The organism is Limnohabitans sp. Rim28 (genome assembly GCF_000293865.2).
Taxonomy (GTDB): Bacteria; Pseudomonadota; Gammaproteobacteria; order Burkholderiales; family Burkholderiaceae_C; genus Limnohabitans_A.
In genome coordinates, this window is the sequence record NZ_ALKN02000005.1 from 13,414 (window position 1) to 33,691 (window position 20,278).

A 20,278-nucleotide genomic window follows, 5' to 3' on the forward strand; every position below is an offset into this window, starting at 1 on the left:
GTGCATTAAAAAAGGGCCTTGCGGCCCTTGTTCATCACTGACTGCTGCTTTCTCGCATTTGCGCAGCCGCCAAAAGTTGGGTTTTGGCCTGCGCTACTTGCGCATTGAAACGGGGCATGGCGCCGGGTGCAATGGGCAAAGCTTGGGCTTGCTGAATGACCTTTTGGGGATCTGTGTGTACCCCGTTGACGCGAAATTCAAAGTGCAAATGGGGTCCGGTGGACCAGCCTGTGGAGCCGACTGCGCCAATGGTTTGGCCTTTTTGGACAGTCTGTCCTTTGCGCACGTTGATTTTGCTCAGGTGCGCATACAAAGTGGAATGACCGGTGCCGTGGCGGACTTCAACCACGTTGCCGTAACCTCCCTGAACACCTGCAAAAGTGACCACGCCATCACCCACAGATTGGGCAGGCGTGCCCGTAGGCGCTGCATAGTCCACGCCTCGGTGGGCTTGCTGGGTTTTGAAGATGGGATGCAGGCGCATGGCAAAACCACTGGTCTTGCGAGAGAAAGGAACGGGGGATGCCAAATAAGCGCGGCTCAGGCTTTTGCCTTCCAGGCTGTAGTAATTGCCTTTTTGGCCCGGCTCTTGGAACCAGACGGCTGCATAGGTGTTGCTGCCGTTGTCGATCTCAGCGGTCAAAACGCGGCCTGTGCGGACGGGTTCACCGTCGGCCTCGAGGACTTCATAAACCACCGAAAAGCGGGCACCTTTGCGCAAAGTGCGGTGGAAGTCGATTTGGTTGGAAAAAATCTGGGTGATCTGGTTGATCACCGTGTCGGGCAAGCGGGCCTCGTCGGCCGCATCGTAGAGAGACCGTGTGACCGTGCCACCCGTCATGCGGATGCTGGTATTCATCGGCGAGGTCTCTAGCGCGGCTTGCCATCCTTTGTCGCTGCGCTGGATGGCCAAACGCTGGAAGAACGTGTCGGACTCTTTGTTGAGCCAGCGCACATGCAAAGCCACCAGACGCTGCTGGCTGTCTGCTTCGGCAGTGACGGCTCGGCCTGCCTGACGCAAAGCCTGTTTGGCCAATGGGTTGTTGCGCAAGAAAACGGCAGCTTCTGCATCTGCCAATCCCAAGCGGCGGAGCAGGCTCTCGGGGGTGTCAGCAGAACGTGTGGTGTCGCTGCGCGTCAAATTGAGGTTGACCAGGTCGAGCGATTGCACCTGTTCTTCAAGTTGGGCAATGGCCACAGGCACTGTGATGGTGACCACGGGTTGATCAGAAATGTCCGGCCCCAGATTGGCAATGGCGAAAGCACCGCCTCCGCCCGCCAGAAGCAAAGAGGCCAAGCTGGCGCTGATGGCTTTGGGGTGGCGCGACAACCAGCGGGCACATCGCTTGGTGCCGGCGGTGAGCACGGGATGTTGTCCATCCAGCCAGCCCAACAAGCGCTGCACGCCGACCAGCATGGCGCCGAGCAATGCGGTGCTCAGGAACAAAATACCGATCAACAGGGAGGCCAGTCGAGACTGGAGGACAGCAAAAAAAGACATTTATTCAGTGGTTGTCGTGGACCGTTTTGGCAAAGCCAAACCGGTGCGCGAGGGTCAAAATCTGGTCGTCCTAAAATGGAGCAACACAAGACAACGGGCTATTGTACCGGTCTAAACCCATTTGACTTCAGAAAAAACCCTTATGAATCAAGCGCTTGTTACAAAATTTCCGGTCACTGACAAGACGCAAAATGCGCTGGAAGTCACCTTGCGTGGTTGTGAAGAACTGATTCCCAAGGAGGATTGGCTCCAAAAGCTGGCCAAATCTGAGGCCACAGGCGTGCCTTTGCGCATCAAATTGGGTTTGGATCCGACCGCACCCGACATCCACATTGGCCACACCGTGGTGCTGAACAAAATGCGCCAACTGCAGGACTTGGGCCACCAAGTCATCTTTTTGATTGGCGATTTCACCAGCCTGATCGGCGACCCGTCCGGGCGCAACAGCACCCGCCCGCCGCTCACGCCAGAGCAAATCAAGCTCAATGCCGAGACCTATTACAAACAGGCCAGCTTGGTGCTGGACCCCAGTAAAACTGAGATTCGCTACAACAGTGAGTGGTCGCTACCATTGGGCTCCATGGGCATGATCCAGCTGGCCGCCAAGTACACCGTGGCGCGCATGATGGAGCGCAACGACTTCCATGACCGATTCAAGGCGGGTACCCCCATCAGCGTGCACGAGTTCCTCTACCCGCTCATGCAGGGCTACGACTCGGTGGCGCTCAAGAGCGATTTGGAGCTGGGCGGTACAGACCAGAAGTTCAACCTGCTGATGGGCCGCCACCTGCAGGCCGAGTACAGCCAAGAGCCGCAGTGCATCTTGACTATGCCTTTGCTGGAGGGCCTGGATGGCGTGGACAAGATGTCCAAGTCCAAAAACAACTACATTGGCATCGCCGAAGCGCCCAATGACATGTTTGCCAAGGTGTTGAGCATCTCAGACACCCTGATGTGGCGCTGGTACACCTTGCTGTCGTTCCAATCGATGGCCGAGATCGAGGTGCTCAAAAAAGAGGTGGAAGGCGGGCGTAACCCCAAAGACGCCAAGGTCATGCTGGCCAAAGAGATCACCGCCCGTTTTCACAGCGCCGCAGCGGCCGATGCGGCCGAGCAAGACTTCATCAACCGCAGCAAAGGTGGCGTGCCTGACGACATCGCCGAGGTCAGTCTGTCGGGCGCACCCCTGGGGATTGGGGCTTTGCTCAAGTCGGCGGGCTTGGCCCCGTCCACGACCGAAGCGGGCCGCCTGATCGATGGGGGCGGTGTGCGGGTCGACTCCAGCGTGGTGAGCGACAAGGGGCTCAAGCTCGAAGCGGGCACTTACGTGGTGCAAGTGGGCAAGCGCAAGTTTGCCAAGGTGACGTTGTCCTGATGGCGGTCTGGCGCACGGCAAACGGGTGGTGCCGCGTTATCCTCGTCGCATGAAAAAAATCGACAGTTGGATGACCCCCACGCGCATGCTGTGGGCATCGGTGGTGGTGGCTTTGATCACCATCGCCCTCAAAACCGGCGCTTGGTGGCTCACCGACTCGGTGGGCTTGCTGTCGGACGCCATGGAGTCACTGGTCAATCTGGCCAGTGCGGTGTTCGGCTTGATGATGGTCACGGTTGCGGCCCGCCCCGCGGACGACGATCACCCCTATGGCCACCACAAAGCCGAGTACTTTTCTTCTGGCTTCGAGGGCATCCTCATCATCGTGGCCGCCCTGGGCATCATCTGGGTGGCGGTTCATCGCTTGTTTGATCCTCAACCCATCGCGCAAGTCGGCTGGGGCCTGGCCTTGTCGGTGGGCAGCTCGGCCTTGAACGGCTTGCTGGCTTGGTTGATGTTTCGGGCCGCCCGCCAACACCGCTCAATGGCGCTGGAGGCGGACGCCCGGCATCTGGTGACCGATGTTTGGACTTCCGCCGGTGTGGTGTTGGGCATTGCCCTGGTCACCGTCAGTGGCTGGCTGTGGCTGGATGCGGTGGTGGCCATTGGCGTGGCCCTGAACATCTTGAAAGAAGGCTGGTACCTGATTTGGCGATCGTCGCAAGGCCTCATGGACGAGGCGCTGGAGCCCGAAGTTTTGACCCAAGTCAACACGGTGCTGGGCAGCTTTGCGCACCAGCGCGGCGAGACCGAGATCATCCGCTTTGACCACCTGAACACCCGCAAAGCGGGCCAGCGGCGATTTGTGGACGTGCACATGCACATGCCCTCGGCTTGGACCTTGGGCCGCGCTGCCGCTTTGCGCGGCAGCGTTGAGCAGGCTTTGATGAGCGCCGTGCCTGGTTTGCGGGCCACCATCCAGCTGTTGCCCAGCGATGTGGAGGCGCATTTTGACGATGCGAGGGACTTGAAATGATGGCCTTGTTGCAAAGGGTGAGCGAAGCCAGTGTGCGCGTAGATGGCGAGGTGATCGGACAGATCGGCCATGGTTTGTTGGTGTTGTTGTGCGCCGAAAAGGGCGACACCGAAGCCGTGGCCGACAAGCTGCTGAGCAAACTCTTGAAGCTGCGCATCTTCGGTGACGAGTCCGGAAAAATGAACCGCAGCGTGCAAGATGTGGCTGGCGGTTTGCTGCTGGTGAGCCAGTTCACCTTGGCCGCAGACGTGGCCGGCGGCAACCGGCCCAGCTTCACCCAAGCGGCCGCGCCTGAGGATGGCCGGCGCCTGTATGAACACTTTGTGGCGCAAGCGCAAAAGGACCACCCAGTGGTACAAACCGGCCGCTTTGCAGCCGACATGAAAGTGGCGCTGGTCAACGATGGGCCGGTGACCATTCCGATGCGCATGACGGCGTAACCCAAGCGACCCCCACTGCAGACTTGCGGGCCTAAGATGTGGGCGTGATGCACACCTTCCCCTGGGTTTGGGCTTGAAACGGCGCAAACCCACTTACCCCAGACGCCAGTGGACCTTGGCCCACCGACGCGGTTTGCGCACATTTGCCAATTGGCCTGTGGCGGTGCGTGGCATGGTCTGGATGGTGCTGGGCGGCTTCTTGTTTTCCTTGCTCAACACCATTGCCCGCGACCTGACGCTGCATTTGGACGTTTACCAATCGCAGTTCTTGCGTTACCTGTTTGGCTTGCTGGTGATCCTGCCCTGGGTTTGGCGCGAGGGTTGGCGGGCTTACATGCCCGTGAACCTGGCGGGGCAGTTTTGGCGTGGTGGCGTGCACACACTGGGCTTGGTTTTGTGGTTCACAGCCTTGCCCAAAATATCCTTGGCCGACATGACCGCGATTGGTTTCACCGGGCCGATTTTCATCATGCTGGGTGCCGCTTGGTTTTTGGGTGAACCCATGCGCAAAGACCGTTGGATTGCAGCCATCATCGGTTTCAGCGGGGTGCTGGTGGTGGTGTTGCCCAAAATGTCGGGCGATGGCGGTTGGTACAACCTGGTCATGCTGGCTTCGGCGCCGGTGTTTGCCGCGTCTTTTCTCATCACCAAAGCGCTGACCCGCTATGAAAAACCCGGTGTCATCGTGCTCTGGCAAGCCCTCACGGTGACGGTGCTCAGTTTGCCCATGGCGATCCCCAACTGGCAAATGCCGACCCCCATGCAGTGGTTGGCTTTTGCAGCCACAGGCGTGCTGGGCACGCTGGCCCACTACTGCCTGACCCGGGCCTTTGCGCTGGCCGACATTTCAGCCACCCAGTCGCTGCGCTTTTTAGATTTGGTGTGGGCTTCGGTGCTGGGCTGGTTGGTGTTTGGTGACATACCCAGTCAATCGACATGGCTGGGCGCTTTTGTCATTTTGTGGGCCACGGTGTGGATTGCCCGCAGGGAAGGTCGGAGAAAAACCGCCTGAAATCCCTGAGCGGGTATATTGGCCCGGACTCAACAAAAGGGGAGTTTCGTGATCGACATCGAACCCATGCGCTTTGCCTGGACACGTGGGGGGCCTGACACTTTGGTGCTGGGCCGTTTGCACTTGGCGCAGGGCCAGACTGTGTTTTTGCATGGCCCCAGTGGTTGCGGCAAGAGCAGCTTGTTGGGTTTGCTGGCGGGTGTTTTGTTGCCGCAGCAGGGCCGCGTGTCATTGCTCGGGCAAGACTGGGCGACTTTGCCTTCTGGCCGGCGCGACGCTTTTCGCGCCGACCATGTGGGCGTGATGTTTCAGCAATTCAACCTCTTGCCCTATTTGAGTGTGCTCGACAACGTGACCTTGCCCTGCCGCTTTTCTCAGCGCCGACACGCGCGTTGCCTCTGCGCAGGGGGCCCTGAGGTCTCGGCCCAAAACTGGTTGGAGCGCATGGGCTTGCCTGCCGAGCTGTGGACGCGCCGTGCCGATGCCTTGTCGGTGGGCCAGCAGCAACGCGTGGCTGCGGCCCGCGCCCTGATGGGTCAACCTGAATTGATCTTGGCCGACGAACCGACCTCGGCACTCGATGCCGCCTTGCGCCAGGATTTCATGGACGTGATCATGCAAGCCGCGCGGGACGCGGGCAGCACCTTGGTCTGCGTCAGCCATGACCCGCAACAAGCGGCGCGTTTTGACCTGCAGTGGTCCTTGCCCGACTTGAAAACAGCGGGGGCCAAGGCATGAACAGTTTGCTGAGCATCGCCCGGCACAGTGCCTGGAACCGCCGAAGCACCTTGGTCTGGGTGGTGGTGTCGCTGGCGCTGGCCACGGCCTTGCTCTGGACCTTGGAGCGTTTGCGGCACGACATTCGCAGCAGTTTTTCGCAATCCGTCAGCGGGGTTGACCTGATCGTGGGCGCCCGCAGCAGCCCTGTGCAGCTGATGCTGTTTTCGGTGTTTCACATCGGCAGCGTGCCACAAAGCATGTCCATGGACAGTGTTCGGGCGTTGACGCAGCACCGCTCGGTCTCGTGGGTCGTGCCCTTGAGTTTGGGCGACTCGCACCGGGGCTATCCGGTGCTGGGCACCACGCCTGCGTACTTCCAGCACTTTGCTTATGGCGACAAACAACCCCTGAACTTGCAGCAAGGCGCGGTGTTTGCGGGCACGCTCGATGGTTTGTACGAGGCGGTGATCGGGTCCGAGGTGGCGCGCAAAATGGGCTATGCCTTGGGTCAAAGCATCACGCTCGGTCACGGCATGGACGACCATGGTCATTCACATGGCCACAGCCATGCGCCCGCCAGCCCTGCATCCCCCAGCCATGACGACAAGCCCTTCAAGGTGGTCGGCATCTTGGCGCCGACGGGTACGCCGGTCGACCGCACAGTCCATGTCAGCCTGCAGGCGCTCGAGGCCTTGCACCTCGAATGGGTGGCGGGCGCACCCCTGCCCGGCGGTCAGATTCCCGCTGACCAAGCGCGCAAATTCAACTTGGAACCCCAAGCTGTGACGGCCGCTTTGGTGGGCCTCAAAACCCGAGCGGCCGTGTTCAACGTGCAGCGCTTTGTGAATGCTTACGAAGTCGAAGCCCTGATGGGCGTGATGCCCGGCGTGGCGCTGGGTGAGTTGTGGGCTGTGCTGGGCATGGGGGAGAACGCCTTGTTGGCCGTGTCTGCCTTGGTGGCCTTGGTCAGCGTGGTCTCGCTGATGGCGGTGGTGCTGGCGGGCCTGAATGAGCGACGCCGAGAACTCGCGGTGCTGCGTGCCGTGGGTGCGGGGCCGCGCCATGTGCTGGGCTTGCTCACCCTGGAAGGGGCTTGGGTCACCTGTGCGGGGGTCTTGCTGGGCGTTTTATTGGCACAAGTGGGCATGGCGCTGGCCACGCCCTGGATGCAGCAAGAGCTGGGCATTCGCTTGCAAATGTCGGCGCCCTTGCACACGCAGTGGGCTTTGCTGGTGGCGGTGTTTTTGGCGGGCTTGTTGGCCAGTTTGGGGCCGGCTTGGCGGGCCTACCGATTGTCCTTGGCCGATGGTTTGTCACCGCATGTTTGAGATGAAAGCAAATTTCAGCATGAACGACCGCCGCACAGCTGCCAAGATCTTGGGCGCAGGTCTTTTGAGCTTGCTGCCCGGCTGGGTTCAAGCCCAAAGCGTGCGCGAAACCGCCCGTGAATTGGTGCCGCAAATACAACCTGCCTTGTCGGCCGAAGCCCCGCCCACGGGCGCCAGCCTGCCAGGTCAGGCGCGCACCATTGGCTGGGAGCAGCTGATACCGCCCGGTTGGGACCCTTTCAAAGACCTCAAGGCCTTGAACCTGGATGCGCTCAAAGACAACGACCCCAAGGCCGAAGAGGCGCTGCAAAAAATGCGCAAGATGTGGGACAACGCGCCCATCAACCCGCTGGTGCTGGGCCAAAACCTGCGCTTGCCGGGTTATGTGGTGCCCTTGGAAGACCTGCCCGAGGGGATGAAAGAGTTTTTGCTGGTGCCTTACTTTGGGGCCTGCATCCATTCACCCCCGCCCCCGGCCAACCAGATCGTGCATGTGGTGCTCAACAAACCCGCCAAGCGGCTGCGCCTGATGGATGTGGTGTGGGTCACCGGCCCTATGAGTGCCACCAAAACCGACTCCCACATGGGGGTGGCCGGTTACCGAATTGAAGCCCGGCAAGTGTCACCTTACACCGAGAAAAAACGCTGATCAGTCGGGGTTGGAAACCCCCGACACGACGTGCCCCGAAGGCACGTGCCGGGCCGCCGATTCGATGTGCCCCGTCTGGTCGTCAAAGAAAAAGTCAGGCTCGAATTCGCGTAAAAATTCGCCCTTGGCCAAGCCACCCAAAAACATGGCCTCGTCCACTTCAATGTTCCAGTCCATCAGCGTGCGGATGGCGCGTTCGTGCGCCGGGGCACTGCGGGCGGTGACCAGGGCGGTGCGCACACGCATGGCCGGTGTGCCCTCTTGCTGCAAACGGTGCAAGGCGGCCAGCAATGGCTTGAAAGGCCCCGCCAAAAGGGGTTGCCCTGCCTTGTCCCGCTCATGGGCCTGAAAAGCCGACAGCCCTTGGGCCTGAAACACCCGCTCGGCCTCGTCAGAGAACAGCACCGCATCACCGTCAAAGGCGATGCGCACCTCGTTCGGATGCGCCTCAGACGCCAAGGCCGAGTGCGGGTACACCTGCGCAGCCGGCACGCCTGCGCCCAAAGCCGCGCGCACGTCCGACAAATGGGTGGACAAAAACAAGTTGGCATTGAGTGGCTTGAGGTACCGCCACGGCGGCTGCCCGCGGGTGAAGCTGCCGCGCTGAATGGGCAGACCGTAATGCTGCGCCGAGCGAAATACCCGCATGCCGGAGACCGGGTCGTTGCGTGACAGGATCACCACCTCGACCCGTTGCGCTTCGGCATCGTTGAAGGCCAGCAGTTTGCGCACCAATGAAAAGGCCACGCCGGGTTTGGCGGGTGCCTCTAGGCGATCCAGTTGCAGCTTCATGTAAGCCCGGTCGTCGCCTTGTTCAAACAGCCTGTTCTCTTCTTCAAAGTCAAACAAGGCGCGGGAAGAAATGGCGACGACGAGTTGGCCTTCAAGGCTTGCGGGCATGGTTCACTCCGGGATCAGACAGGTCGACATCATCGCTCACTTGACCCACTGGTTCAGCTGCATGATGGGCATGAGCACCGCCAGCACGATCAGCATGACCATGCCGCCCATGGCCACGATCAACAGGGGCTCGAGCACGGTGGCCAGCGCCATGGCGCGGCGCTGCACTTCGCTGGACAGTTGCTGTGCGGCCCGCTGCAGCATCACGGGCAGTTGTCCGGTTTGCTCGCCCAAGCGTGCAAACATCGACAGCAAGCCTGGAAAGCGTGCGTTTTGCGCCAGCGCTGTGCCCAGAGGCGCGCCTTCGCGCACCCGCACCAGCGCTTCCAGGGCATCTGCCCGCAGGGCTTGGTTGGACAGCGTGTCGGCCGCCGACTGCAAGGCCTTGAGGATGGGCACGCCTGCAGCCGTCAGCATGGCCAGCGTCGAGGCGAACCGGGCGCTGTTGTAACCCCGGGCCAAGCGGCCAATCACCGGCAAGCGCAGCCAGGCCGCGTCAAAACGCAAACGCAGGGCTTGCTGGCGCAGGGCCACGCGACATGCAAACACACCCGCTGCCAGCAACAACAGCATGAGCCAACCCCAAGTGCGCACCAAGTCGCTGATGGCCAGCATGGCCACCGTCAGGCCAGGCAGTTGGCGTTTGGTGCCGGCAAACACCCCGGCCACTTGCGGCACCACCGAGGTGACCAAAAAAATCACAATCGCCAGTGCCACCAAGCTCACGATGGCCGGGTAGAGCGAGGCCGATAACAGCTTGGAGCGCAGCAGTTGCTGGTCTTCCAGGTCGTTGGCCAGTTGGTTGAGTACATCGCCCAAATGACCGCTTTGCTCCCCGGCGGCGATCACGGCGCGGTCAATTGCAGGAAATTCTTGCGGGTATTGCGCCAAAGCACGGCCCAAAGTGCTGCCTGCATTGACTTCGGCGCGGATGGCCGCCATCAGGTGGCGCTGTTTGTCGTCTTCACCCTCTTCGGTCAGGGCGGCCAAAGCGCGTTCAACGGGCAGGCCACTGCTCACCAGGCCGGCCAGTTGGCGTGTCCACACCGCGCGTTGGCTGGTGCTGAAGGCGCGGCCACCGCCAATGGGGCGTTGCCACCAGGGCAGGGCATGGCTGGCCTCGGTTGCAGCGCCCGATGCAATCGCCTCGACCAACAGCGGCACCAGCGACTGTGCGCGCAATTGGCTGCGCGCGGTTTTCAGGCTGTCGGCCTCCAGCGTGCCTTTGCGCAGGGCACCATCGGCTTGCAGGGCTTCAAAACGGTAGGCGGGCATGGGACAAATCTCAACGGCTGAAGTAAAGCAAGCCCATCTGGCCCTGCCAGTTGAGATTGTGGGGGTTGATGGTTTGCACCTGCCCCAATGGGCGGGATGTGCCCAGCGTACCAAACCAAGCCCATTGGGGTGTCAGGGCGTAGCGGTAACTCATGCCGACGCCCAGCGAGCCGAGTCCGGCTTGCCACGGCTCTGTGGGTGTGGGGGCATTGCGCCACTGGGTGGCCCAATGGTCAGCGGTGGCCCAATTCAAGCCCGCACTCAGGCTGAGCGTGCTGCGATCGTTCAAAGGCAAGCCATAAGAAGCGCCCACCGACACGGTGGTGCCATCGCCTCGGTTCATCAGGTCTTGCGTGAGGTCGCTGCCCAGCGACCAGCGCGGGTTCAGCCTGTAGTTCACGCTCAGACGACCGCGCAAAGTATTTTGGCCCGATGAAAACCCATCAAAAGAGCTGTTGTCCTGGAGGTTCTGCACCCGCAAAGACAACCCGACCTTCAGCCGGTCATCGTCGCGCAGTTGGTAGGCCAGATTGGACTCTTTGCGGTAGCCGCTGAAATTCAGCCATTCGGTGCCCGTGGGGTGACCGAGGCGCCAACGCCCGTAACGCAAACCCAGTATGGGTCGCAAAACCGCGGAGGTGCCGGTACCCGCCACATCATGGCTTTGAACTTTGACGCCCAGGGTGTACAGCCAAGGGGATGTTGGCGTGTCTGTGGGCGCAGATTCGACCGCATTGGGTTTGGCGCCCACGCGGGTGGGGACCATCCCAACCAGCAGGCATCCAACACCCAAAATCCACAAAAATGGGGGCATTCGAAAAGCGCGAACACCAGGCATGGCGCGTCAGTCGCGCGTGACGCGCAACAGTTCTTCTGCGCTGGTCACGCCTGCATCGACCAGGCGTTGACCGTCTTCACGCATCAACACCATGCCTTGCGATAGCGCTGTGGTGCGCAACTCGGCTTCGGCCGACCGGTTGTGAATTTGCGCGCGGATTTCTTCGCTGGCCACCAGCAACTCGAACACGCCTGTGCGGCCGGCATAGCCGGTTTGACCGCACGCATCGCAGCCAGCGCCCTCGCAAGCTTGACAGCGTTTTCGCACCAAGCGCTGGGCCAGCACGCCCAAGAGCGATGAGCTGAGCAAAAACGGCTCCACGCCCATGTCGATCAAGCGGTTCACCGCGCTGGCGGCATCGTTGGTGTGCAGTGTGGCCAGCACCAGGTGACCCGTGAGCGAAGCCTGGATCGCGATTTGCGCGGTCTCGTGGTCGCGGATCTCACCGATCATGATCACATCCGGGTCTTGCCGCAAGATGGCCCGCAGCGCTTTGGCAAAGCTCAGGTCGATTTTGTTGTTGACCTGCGTTTGACCCACACCGGGCAGCTCATACTCGATCGGGTCTTCCACGGTCATGATGTTGTTGCGCGTGGCGTCCAGCCGCTGCAGTGCCGCATACAGGCTGGTGGTTTTGCCCGAACCGGTGGGGCCCGTGACCAGCAAGATGCCGTGCGGCTGGGCAATCAGTTGGTCAATTTGCGCCAGCACACGCCCTTGCATGCCCACCGCCTCCAGGGTCAAACGCGCCTCGCTCTTGTCCAGCAAGCGCAGGACCGCGCGTTCGCCGTGGGCGCTGGGCAGGGTTGAGACGCGCACATCCACCGCCCTTGAACCCAGGCGAAGGCTGATGCGACCGTCTTGCGGTAAACGTTTTTCTGCGATGTCGAGTTCGGCCATGATTTTCAGGCGCGAAATCAATGCGGCATGCAGCGCCCTGTTCGGTTGTACAACTTCACGCAACGTGCCGTCTATGCGAAAGCGCACACTCGAGTGGCGTTCGTAGGGTTCGATGTGGATGTCGCTGGCGCCATCGCGGGCCGCTTGGGTCAACAAGGCGTTGAGCATGCGGACGATGGGCGCGTCGTCGCTGGCCTCCAGCAGGTCCTCTACGGCCGGCAACTCTTGCATCATGCGCGACAGGTCGGCCTCGGCTTCGACTTCATTGACCACGGCTGCCGCCATGGACGCCCCGTGGGCTTGCCCCCCCGAATAGGCTTGGTGAATGCGCTGTGTCAATTCGGCAGGCGTGCAAGCTTGCACTTTCAAGCCTTGGCCCGCAAACTTGCGCGTCACTTCCGACAAGGCCGAGCGGTCACTGGCGTCGGACAGGCTCAGGCACAGCCTTTGGCCGTCATCCTCCAGCAGGAGCTGGTGGGTTCGCGCAAACGAATAGGGCAAAGGGTAAGTCATGGCGCAGTTGGGCACTCAAGGCCGTGAAGCGGACGGGGCCGATGGCGGCGTCGCTGGCTGTGATTCAGGGTTCAGGGCGGGCAGCACCGCAGAGCCGCTGATGGGCAGCGTGCTGGTGGCCTCAGGTTGAAAGCCTTGTTGGTTGATGCGCATTTGCTCGTAACGCCCTCTGGACAAAGCCTCTGTGGCTGCGCCATCGCGCACCACCACCGGTCGCAAAAACACCATCAGGTTGGTTTTATTGCGGCGCCTGGCTTCGGATTTGAAGAGGTTGCCAAAAAACGGCATGTTGCCCAGCCCGGGCACTCGTTCTTGGTTGTTGCTGGTGTCGTCTTGCAGCAAGCCACCCAGCACCACGATGGCGCCATCTTCGACTAGCACATGCGACTCGATGGACCGTTTGTTGGTGATCAAGCCCGTTGGCGAGTTGGTGGAGTTTTGATCGACACTGCTGACCTCTTGGTAGATCTGCATTTTCACGGTGCCGTTTTCGCTGATTTGAGGTTTCACCCGCAGCGTCAGACCGACATCTCTGCGCTCCACGGTCGTGAACGGGTTGGTTGAGCCGGGTGCGGCACTGGCAAAAGAACCGGTGATGAAAGGCACGTTTTGGCCGATCACAATTTTGGCCTCTTCGTTGTCCAAGGTCAGCAAATTGGGTGTCGATAACACATTGCTGTTGCCGTCGGTCTGCAAGAAACGCGCGACAGCGCCCAGGGCCAAGACGCCATTGCGTTGTTGACCGACCGCCAAATTAAGTCCAGTGGGTGCAACCAGCGTTCCTGCGGCTGCACCTGCGGCGATGTTCAGCAGGTTCGTGTTGCCTGTTCCAAAGTTGGTGCCCAAAAGACCGACGGTGTTGCTGCCGGTTCCCGTGCCACTCATCCATTGCACCCCAAATTGGGCCGCTTTGTCAGCGCTGACCTCGGCAATCAAACTCTCGACAAACACCTGCGCACGGCGCTGGTCCAGCATGTCAATCACGGCACGCAATTGGCGGTACTGTGGCTCTGGTGCGGTGATGATCAGCGAGTTGGTGGCCGGGTCGGCCTGGATCTGGCCACCGGTTGAAGCCTGCGGGGTTGCGTTGCTTTGGCCCAGCGTGCTGCTTGAAGGCGCAGGCGAGGTGATCGGCAAGCTGCTGTTGGTGTTACCGGGCAAAGCCGTGTTGCCTTGTGCGGTGACGGCTGCCCTCAATGTCGCTGCCAGTTTGGTGGCATCGGCGTTCTTGAGGTACACCACATGGATGTTGCCACTGGCTGCACGCGCGCCGGTGGCGCTCGGTTGATCCAGTTGCACCACCAAGCTGCGCACCAGCGACAAGCGGGCAGGGTTGGCGGCGCGGATGATCAGCGAGTTGGTGCGCACCTCGGGCAACACCGTGGTTCTGAAAGCCGTGTCGGTTTGGCCTTGGGCTGCAGGTGCCCCTGCACCGGCGGCGGCGCCCGAATCGATCAGGCGCTGCACCATGGGCGCCAACTCAGCTGCGATGCCGTGCTGAAGGCGGATCACCTCGACCCCTGTCGCGTTGGCCACGTCGAGCGCCGCGATGATGCGGCCCAGTCTTTGCAAGTTGTCGCCGTAATCGGTGATCACCAAGGCGTTGGTGCCTGGGTTCACGTTGATGGTGTTGTTGGGGCTGATCAGGGGGCGCAGCACAGGCACCAGGTTGTTGGCGTTTTCGTGGTTAAGCTGAAAAATTTGCGTCACGACCTGCCCGCTTTTGACAGGTACAGCCCCAGCAGTCACGGTGCTGCTTTGCAGCTTGGCTTCGGCTTCGGGCAGCACGGTGTAAAGCCCTGCGGATTCAACCAGTGCAAAACCCTGAGTGCGCAGTTGCGCCGCAAACAAACGCAAAGCTTGGGCGGGTGGCACCGGCACGGTGCTGGACAGCGACATCGTGCCTTTGACCCGCGGGTCCACCACCACATTGGCACCCGACAAGGTCGCCAGCGTGCGGGCCACCGCCTCGATTTCTGCGTTGACAAAGTTGAGGGTCACAGGCTCTTTGCGAGAGACTTGTGCCAGGACCGTTGGTGCGCTCAAAGCCATGGCCGTCATGCAGGCCAAGACCACCACCGAGTGCCTCCAGTGCACCAGCTTTGACAAAAATAGAGGGCATTGAATGGAAGGCATGGGAGGATGGGGGGTCGTGGTGTGCATGGCTTGGCGCATGGTTTTTGGATGAAACTGTTTCATCCCAAAGAAAGCAGGCTGCGCACGCCTTGACGGCGGCCCAGAATGTTCAACAGGTTATCGAAAGCGGACTCATGGCCCTCTTGTGCGCTGGCTTCGCCGGTAAAGCGCAGGCGTTGGCCCACCCATTGGCCTTGGCCCGACAGCATCAAGGGCCCTTGCAAGGTACTCAGCTGCACGCTGGGGGTGGCCGTGCCCTCGGGTGTGCCCGACAGTTGGATGCGGTAACTGCCCATGGGTTTGATGGGGCTCAGGCGCGAAGACATGTTTTGCAGGTTCAATTCCAATTGACCTTGCATTTGCATGCGGCCTTGCGCCCAAAGCAGCTGCACTGAGCGGGTGTTCAGCTGCAACTGGCCTTCGGTTTGCAGGGTGTTCCAAGGCGCGCCCAATCCGGTCAGCAAGGCCGCAGGCCACACCGAGGCGTGGTCGCTGACGCGCAACTGTTGCGTGCCCCAACCCAGGCTCAATTGCACGTTGGCCGCTTGGGCCATGCAGCAATCGGCTTGCCAGCCCCAACGCACACCATTCAGGGTGGGGGCCAGCGTCCAATGGAAACGGCCTGTCAAGGCCTGTGGGTCACGGCTACCCTCGCCCCCACTCAGGCGCAATTGGGCCGAGCCTTGCCAGACCGTGCCATGGGGATTGAGCCATTGCACTTGACCTTGACTGATCTCGTACACCCCCCAGGCCAACCAGCGTGCAGGCGCCCAAACCACCATGGCCATGCTTGTGCCCAGCAGCGCTCCCCATACCGCATGGCGCCAAGCAGGTCGCACACCCATGGCCGCGGGGTGGCTTGAGCCGCGTGGGGGCGAAGGGCGCAGGTGGCTGGGCATCGTGCTCACGGCAATCTCAGCACCAAAGTGCCTTGCCACAGCACTTCGCTGGGGGAAGGGTTGGTGACTTGTTGCATGTGTGCCTGTAGAGGCAATGTTTGGGCGTGGTCACGCGCCAGGCTCAACCAGCGGGCCATGGCCAGGGCTGGAGCCGCTTCAACGCGCAGGGTGACGTTGTCACCCGATAGGCTGAGTTTGGCATGGGGCCCCAGCTCGGACAGGTTTTTCTCTAACCATTGGGTGGCTTCCGTGCGCGAGACCGCCGAAGGTTTTTGCAAACCTTGCACCTGCGCTTGCCACTGCAGCATGCGTTGGGTCTGGCTGTCGAGTGCGGCTTGGCGGGCAGGTGCTTCTTGCCAAGTGCGCCAAGCGGGCGCCAAAGCCCATTGCCACAAAACGGCCAGTGCCAGCACCAGAAAACATGTGCGAAGCAGTGTTTGTTCGCGCGGACTGCGAGCGTCCCAAGCTTGGCGCCAAGCATTTGAGGCACTTTCCTGTGCCGCTTGCCATGGTTTGAGCGCGCTCACGGTTTGACCTCCGCTGCCGTGTTCACACGCATCAGCCAGTCATCGCCATCGGCACGCCACAGGTAGCCTTGAGCGCTCAGGTTTTGAACCAGGCCTTGCTGCTGGGCTGCTGAAGGTTTGAAGTCTTGCAAGCGCAATTGACCCGTTTGGTAAGTCCATTGCCGAGGCGCTGCCAGGTCGGTGGGCAATGCGCCGCCTAAGGCATTCAGCATGGATTCCAAGTCTGCCGCACCCAGTTGGCCTACGCCTTGACGCAGACGTTCGACTTGCTGGGCCATTTGCAAAGGCGCATCGACCACCACTTGGGTGTCTGGAAACGTTTCGCGCAAGATTTGGCCCCAGCGCTGTTGTTGGTCTTGCCAGTCGGCACGTGTTTTCCAGGCCCAAGCATTGAGCCCAATCAACTGGGCGCTCAGAAGACAGACCAAACCCCAACGTACCGGACGCCAAGAGGGGCTGCGCCACAGGTTGTCCAGACTGCGTTGCAGCTTTTTGAATCGCCGGGTCTGCGCGTTGGCGCGCAGTTCAAACTGGGCCAAATCCCAATCCGAGCCGATGGCATCCAGCCAATGTTGACCCGGGGCCATGAGTCGAGCAGAGGTTTTCGTCCATTCGCTGGCCACCTGCACCACGCCAGGTTCGGCCTGAACAAAGGCCAGTTGACACGCTTCGTCGCTCAGACCCAGAGCCGGCAGATGGGCCGTGCCTGCATTGAAAGCTTGCCCCCAGACGCCGCGTTCGGCATGGCTCACCCAAAGCCATCCACTGTCGGCATCGCCCAAAGCGGTGATGCGTGCAGGCGCTGTTTCTGCAGGAGGGTTCAATTCGGGCACGATGCGATGCACCTGAATACCCGCTTGTTCCAGCGCTTGTAAGTGGGCGCTCAGCCATGTGCGATCGCACACCGCCACCCAAGGGCGTGCGGTGTTGTGCCAATCGGGTTGCAAGGCCAAGTGCAAATGGCTGGGGTCATCCAGCAAGCGTTCTTCCAGCACGCCCTGGAGGGCAGCTTGCCAGCGTGCGGGCTGTTTGTGCAAACCCGTGGGCAACTCAACCCGATGCCAAGACAGTGCTGTTGCCGGCACCATGGCCACGGTTTCTGCGGGTGCAGCGGGTTGGGGCAACAAGGCGCAGGCGGCCCATTGCAGTGTCAGCGGCTGCACCATGGGCTCGGCCCCCACCATGGCATAGGGGTAAGCCAATGCAGGGTGCGGCAAGTCGGTGGGCAGTTGGACGATCAGGGTGCGCATGTCCGAATCATTGTAGAGGGGCGCTGTGACGCTTCATGGGACTTTGGATGCGCCAGAGCATTCGCACTTGGTTGCCCTCGCGCCGCACCAAGGCGAGTTCTTGGTGCACCACGTTGTCAATGCGCATGCGGCCGTGCACCTCAAAATAGCGGCTGCGCACGCTGTGCTGCTGTTCGTCCAGCAGGCGAGCGGATGGCCCCAGGGCCTGCTGAACGGCCGTCAGGCTCGTCCAGTGAGCGCGCTGGCGTTGTTGCACCATTTGGCGCGCCGATGCCAAATCGAGCCCGGCTATGGCAGCCGACAGTACTTCGGCCGAAGCTGTATTCAGGTTCACGGGTGTGGCCTCGGGCAGCACCGTGATATGGGGCTGCAAGGCCGCTAGGCTGGTGGGGCTCAAGCCCAGCCAAACCAGTTGGGCGGTTTGCTGCGGCATCAATGGCCCTGCCCAAGTGACGGGAGCGGAGACAGTTGCTGAAACAGAAACGCCGGTCGCTGCATTGCCTGCTGAATTGGACGAGATGCTTTGTTGGCTGCGTTGAAGTTGTTGCGCCAAGGTTTGCAGCTCGGCCAAGGGCAGGTTCAAGCGCTCAAACAGTGCGGCAAATCGTGCAAATGCCTTGGGTGAGACGTGGCCGTTGTCCAGCAGGTTCATCACATTCATGCGCGATTGGGCGTCGGTGATCTGCCCCGATAAAAACACTTCGGCATCGCCGTCGCGCCATTGTTGGTCTTGCGACAAAAAGCTTGAAAGCTTGGACTCCTGTACGGGCAATGCCCAGGGTTCACCCAAATGGTCGGCTTGCGCGCCTTGGGCCGATACCGCGTCTTCGCGCAAAATCAGTCGGGTCCAATCCAAGGCCCCGGTCATCATCAGGCTGGTTTGACTGCGCCCGCGCTCGGCGGTCTCGATCTCAACTTGCCGCCACTGTTGCCACAAGGCCGCACTGGCCAAAGTGGTCACCAGTGCCACGGCCAGCATGGCGGTCAACAAGGCTGCGCCGCCTTGCGCTGCAGGGCGGCTCATGAAGCCGCTCCAGACAGGGTGGGTCGTACCCAGTCCATGCTGAGCGTGCCCGTGCCAGCCGGGCCTGGTGGCAAGCTGAGCACCAGCCTCACCCCGTCAGGTGTGTTGGGGTCCGGTATCTTGCCTGCAAGCGGAGCGCCAGCTTGTGTGGGGTTGGTGCTGACCACATCGCTGGACAAAGGGTTGGCCCAGCTGCCACCGCGGTGCACAAAGAGCTGCCATCCCGACAAGGGGTGAATCTGCACCTGACCTGCCCGCATGTCGTCATTGGGCGTCTGGCCCCATTGCTGGGCCAGGTTCCAGGCGCTTTGCCAGTCTTGCCGTTGGCTCAAGGGGTCGGATTGCCAGCGCAGCCAATCGCCGCCGCCCGGACGACCCGGGTCGGTGCGCCAAGTCCAGGCCACCACCCGAATGCTGGCCCCGGGCGCGTTGATGTGGTTGGTCGCGGGTTGTTCGGCACTGCGACGCGTCAGGCGCAACACACGGCCATCCCAGTCCCAGCTGGGGGTGCCGGGCAACTCAGCCAATTGGTCATGATCGGTTTGCCACTGGGCCAGGCCAGCCTGCAATGTGCGCACTTCGTCGGCTCTGGTTTGCAGGCTGCTTTGTGTGCGCAGCATGCCGTCCAGGCCGCGCCACACCATCAGGCTCATCAAAGCCATCACGCTGATCGCCACCAAGACCTCAATCAGGGTGAAACCTTGAACCATGTGCTTGGCGCTGTTTTTGATCATTGCCGCCCCATCACGGTGGACAGTTGCAACACATAGCTGCCTTGCTCCAATACACGCGCATCGACCCGCCTGAAATTCGGATTGGGGGTGGGTCGAACCGATACTTCAACCTGCAACAAACGCCCGGCTTGGTTGCAGTCCACGCTTTGGTTGCCCGTGTCGGGCAATTGGCGGCGCAAGCGCAGGGCAATCAATTCATTCTCAGCGCAAATCTGCCCCAGCATGCTCACAATTTGCCGTTCCGCGTTCCGGCTGAGTGAACCCGTTGCCTGTAAGCCGGCCATCAGCGCCACCGCCGTGATGCCCAAAGCAACCAGCACCTCGATCAAGGTGAAGCCACGCAAGGATGGGGCCGATCGAGGCGCTCTCATGGCCTGGAGCCCGTCCCATCGGGTGAACTTTGCACCCTGAACGGCCGCAAGCCATCGGTCACCACCCACAGGTTTTTACCCGGTGCGTTGGTGCTTGATAAGGCCAAAGCCTGCGGCTCGATCAAGGGTTCTGGCCCCAAAATGACCCGCATACCGGACACGGCGCGTGTGGTGGTGTTCAACCATGTGCGGGGCAAGCCCGGTGGCGGCAAGCCAGCAAATTCGAAATCGATGCCCGCATTGGAGGTGAGCCAAACCACGGGAACGCCTTGGGCGCGGGCTTGGGCGCGGCCAGTTTCCAGCAAGGCGGCCAACCTTTCTGCATCTCGCTCTAAACCACTTTCGGCGCTGTCGCGCAGCGACAGGCTGACCCCTGCCGTGGCCACCGCGATCAAGGCCACCACCACCAACAGCTCCATCAGGGTGAAGCCCCGGGCTGGGGCGGGGTGGTGTTTACTGCCAGCTGCCAATGTCCGCATTGTTGCCTTCGCCGCCGGCCTGACCGTCAGCGCCAAAGGACAAGATCTCGACCTCGCTGCGGATGCCAGGGTTCATGTATTGGTAAGGCCGGCCCCAAGGGTCGTTGGGCAGTTTGTCCAAATAGGGTTTCCAGTTGGTGGGCACGGGCGCTGTGGTGGGCCGCAAGACCAAGGCCCGCAAGCCTTGTTCGGGCGTCGGAAAGCGTTGGTTGTCTAATTTGTAGAGTTTGAGCGCTTGCATCAAATTGCCCACATCGGTGCGGGCGGCGGTGATGCGTGCATCGTCGGCGCGCCCCAATACGTTGGGCACGATCAGCGCGGCCAGCACGCCAATGATGGCCAAAACGACCATCAACTCGATCAAGGTGAAGCCGCGTTGGCGGTGGTGAGCGGGGCGTTGGTTTGAGGGGGCAGGGGTTTGCATGTCGTGA

Annotated in this window: 21 protein-coding genes; 7 read left to right on the forward strand and 14 right to left on the reverse strand. The window is 61.3% G+C overall.

Going from position 1 to position 20,278, the window contains the following annotated elements; translation table 11 throughout:
- Window positions 1-34 precede the first annotated feature (34 nt).
- A complete protein-coding gene (locus B472_RS06900; protein WP_019426475.1) occupies window positions 35-1,501 on the reverse strand; it encodes a M23 family metallopeptidase in 1,467 nt (488 codons plus the stop codon).
- A 142-nt stretch (window positions 1,502-1,643) separates the two neighbouring features.
- On the opposite strand from B472_RS06900, the gene tyrS reads away from it, so the two are divergent.
- The 7 genes from tyrS (at window position 1,644) to B472_RS06935 (ending at window position 8,001) form a co-directional block, all read left to right on the forward strand.
- On the forward strand, window positions 1,644-2,876 hold the full coding sequence (gene tyrS, locus B472_RS06905) for a tyrosine--tRNA ligase (protein ID WP_019426476.1): 1,233 nt from the start codon (window positions 1,644-1,646) through the stop codon (window positions 2,874-2,876).
- Window positions 2,877-2,925: 49 nt separating this feature from the next.
- The gene (locus tag B472_RS06910) at window positions 2,926-3,852 is read left to right on the forward strand and encodes a cation diffusion facilitator family transporter (protein ID WP_019426477.1); all 927 of its coding nucleotides are present in this window, start codon (window positions 2,926-2,928) and stop codon (window positions 3,850-3,852) included.
- Complete coding sequence (gene dtd / locus B472_RS06915; RefSeq protein WP_019426478.1) at window positions 3,849-4,292, forward strand: D-aminoacyl-tRNA deacylase; 444 nt, start codon at window positions 3,849-3,851, stop codon at window positions 4,290-4,292. Before B472_RS06910 ends, dtd begins: the two co-directional genes overlap by 4 nt.
- A 73-nt stretch (window positions 4,293-4,365) precedes the next feature.
- Window positions 4,366-5,304: a DMT family transporter gene (locus B472_RS06920; RefSeq protein ID WP_019426479.1), complete on the forward strand. Its 939-nt coding sequence runs from the start codon at window positions 4,366-4,368 to the stop codon at window positions 5,302-5,304.
- Window positions 5,305-5,352: 48 nt separating this feature from the next.
- Window positions 5,353-6,042: an ATP-binding cassette domain-containing protein gene (locus B472_RS06925; protein WP_019426480.1), complete on the forward strand. Its 690-nt coding sequence runs from the start codon at window positions 5,353-5,355 to the stop codon at window positions 6,040-6,042.
- Entirely contained in the window at window positions 6,039-7,352 is a 1,314-nt protein-coding gene (locus B472_RS06930; RefSeq protein WP_019426481.1) for an ABC transporter permease, read from the forward strand. The genes B472_RS06925 and B472_RS06930 overlap by 4 nt, the downstream gene beginning before the upstream one ends.
- Before the next feature lie 19 nt (window positions 7,353-7,371).
- Entirely contained in the window at window positions 7,372-8,001 is a 630-nt protein-coding gene (locus B472_RS06935) for a DUF3299 domain-containing protein (protein ID WP_157951962.1), read from the forward strand.
- On the opposite strand, the gene B472_RS06940 is transcribed toward B472_RS06935, so the two are convergent.
- The 13 genes from B472_RS06940 to gspG are packed head-to-tail and all read right to left on the reverse strand — an operon-like array spanning window position 8,002 to window position 20,271.
- Window positions 8,002-8,901 (reverse strand): 5'-nucleotidase, encoded by a 900-nt coding sequence (locus B472_RS06940; protein WP_019426483.1) that lies wholly within the window; start codon window positions 8,899-8,901, stop codon window positions 8,002-8,004.
- A gap of 36 nt (window positions 8,902-8,937) precedes the next feature.
- The gene (gspF, locus tag B472_RS06945; RefSeq protein ID WP_019426484.1) at window positions 8,938-10,176 is read right to left on the reverse strand and encodes a type II secretion system inner membrane protein GspF; all 1,239 of its coding nucleotides are present in this window, start codon (window positions 10,174-10,176) and stop codon (window positions 8,938-8,940) included.
- Window positions 10,177-10,186: 10 nt separating this feature from the next.
- On the reverse strand, window positions 10,187-11,014 hold the full coding sequence (locus B472_RS06950) for a MipA/OmpV family protein (protein WP_081504941.1): 828 nt from the start codon (window positions 11,012-11,014) through the stop codon (window positions 10,187-10,189).
- Between the two features lie 6 nt (window positions 11,015-11,020).
- On the reverse strand, window positions 11,021-12,427 hold the full coding sequence (locus B472_RS06955) for a GspE/PulE family protein (RefSeq protein ID WP_019426486.1): 1,407 nt from the start codon (window positions 12,425-12,427) through the stop codon (window positions 11,021-11,023).
- Window positions 12,428-12,442: 15 nt separating this feature from the next.
- A complete protein-coding gene (gspD, locus tag B472_RS06960) occupies window positions 12,443-14,563 on the reverse strand; it encodes a type II secretion system secretin GspD (protein WP_116798620.1) in 2,121 nt (706 codons plus the stop codon).
- A 59-nt stretch (window positions 14,564-14,622) separates the two neighbouring features.
- Window positions 14,623-15,462 (reverse strand): type II secretion system protein N, encoded by an 840-nt coding sequence (gene gspN, locus B472_RS06965; RefSeq protein WP_019426488.1) that lies wholly within the window; start codon window positions 15,460-15,462, stop codon window positions 14,623-14,625.
- Window positions 15,463-15,467: 5 nt separating this feature from the next.
- Window positions 15,468-15,989 (reverse strand): type II secretion system protein GspM, encoded by a 522-nt coding sequence (gene gspM, locus B472_RS06970; RefSeq protein ID WP_019426489.1) that lies wholly within the window; start codon window positions 15,987-15,989, stop codon window positions 15,468-15,470.
- Entirely contained in the window at window positions 15,986-17,239 is a 1,254-nt protein-coding gene (gspL, locus tag B472_RS06975) for a type II secretion system protein GspL (protein ID WP_019426490.1), read from the reverse strand. Before gspL ends, gspM begins: the two co-directional genes overlap by 4 nt.
- Before the next feature lie 7 nt (window positions 17,240-17,246).
- A complete protein-coding gene (gene gspK / locus B472_RS06980) occupies window positions 17,247-18,263 on the reverse strand; it encodes a type II secretion system minor pseudopilin GspK (RefSeq protein ID WP_019426491.1) in 1,017 nt (338 codons plus the stop codon).
- Entirely contained in the window at window positions 18,260-18,997 is a 738-nt protein-coding gene (locus tag B472_RS06985; protein ID WP_019426492.1) for a type II secretion system protein J, read from the reverse strand. Before B472_RS06985 ends, gspK begins: the two co-directional genes overlap by 4 nt.
- Window positions 18,994-19,368, reverse strand: coding sequence for a type II secretion system minor pseudopilin GspI (gspI, locus tag B472_RS06990; protein ID WP_019426493.1), 375 nt, complete (start codon window positions 19,366-19,368; stop codon window positions 18,994-18,996). Before gspI ends, B472_RS06985 begins: the two co-directional genes overlap by 4 nt.
- Window positions 19,365-19,847 carry a Tfp pilus assembly protein FimT/FimU gene (locus B472_RS06995; RefSeq protein ID WP_019426494.1) on the reverse strand — a complete coding sequence of 161 codons (483 nt, stop codon included), beginning with the start codon at window positions 19,845-19,847 and terminating at the stop codon, window positions 19,365-19,367. Before B472_RS06995 ends, gspI begins: the two co-directional genes overlap by 4 nt.
- Complete coding sequence (gspG, locus tag B472_RS07000; protein WP_050995438.1) at window positions 19,822-20,271, reverse strand: type II secretion system major pseudopilin GspG; 450 nt, start codon at window positions 20,269-20,271, stop codon at window positions 19,822-19,824. The genes B472_RS06995 and gspG overlap by 26 nt, the downstream gene beginning before the upstream one ends.
- Window positions 20,272-20,278 lie beyond the last annotated feature (7 nt).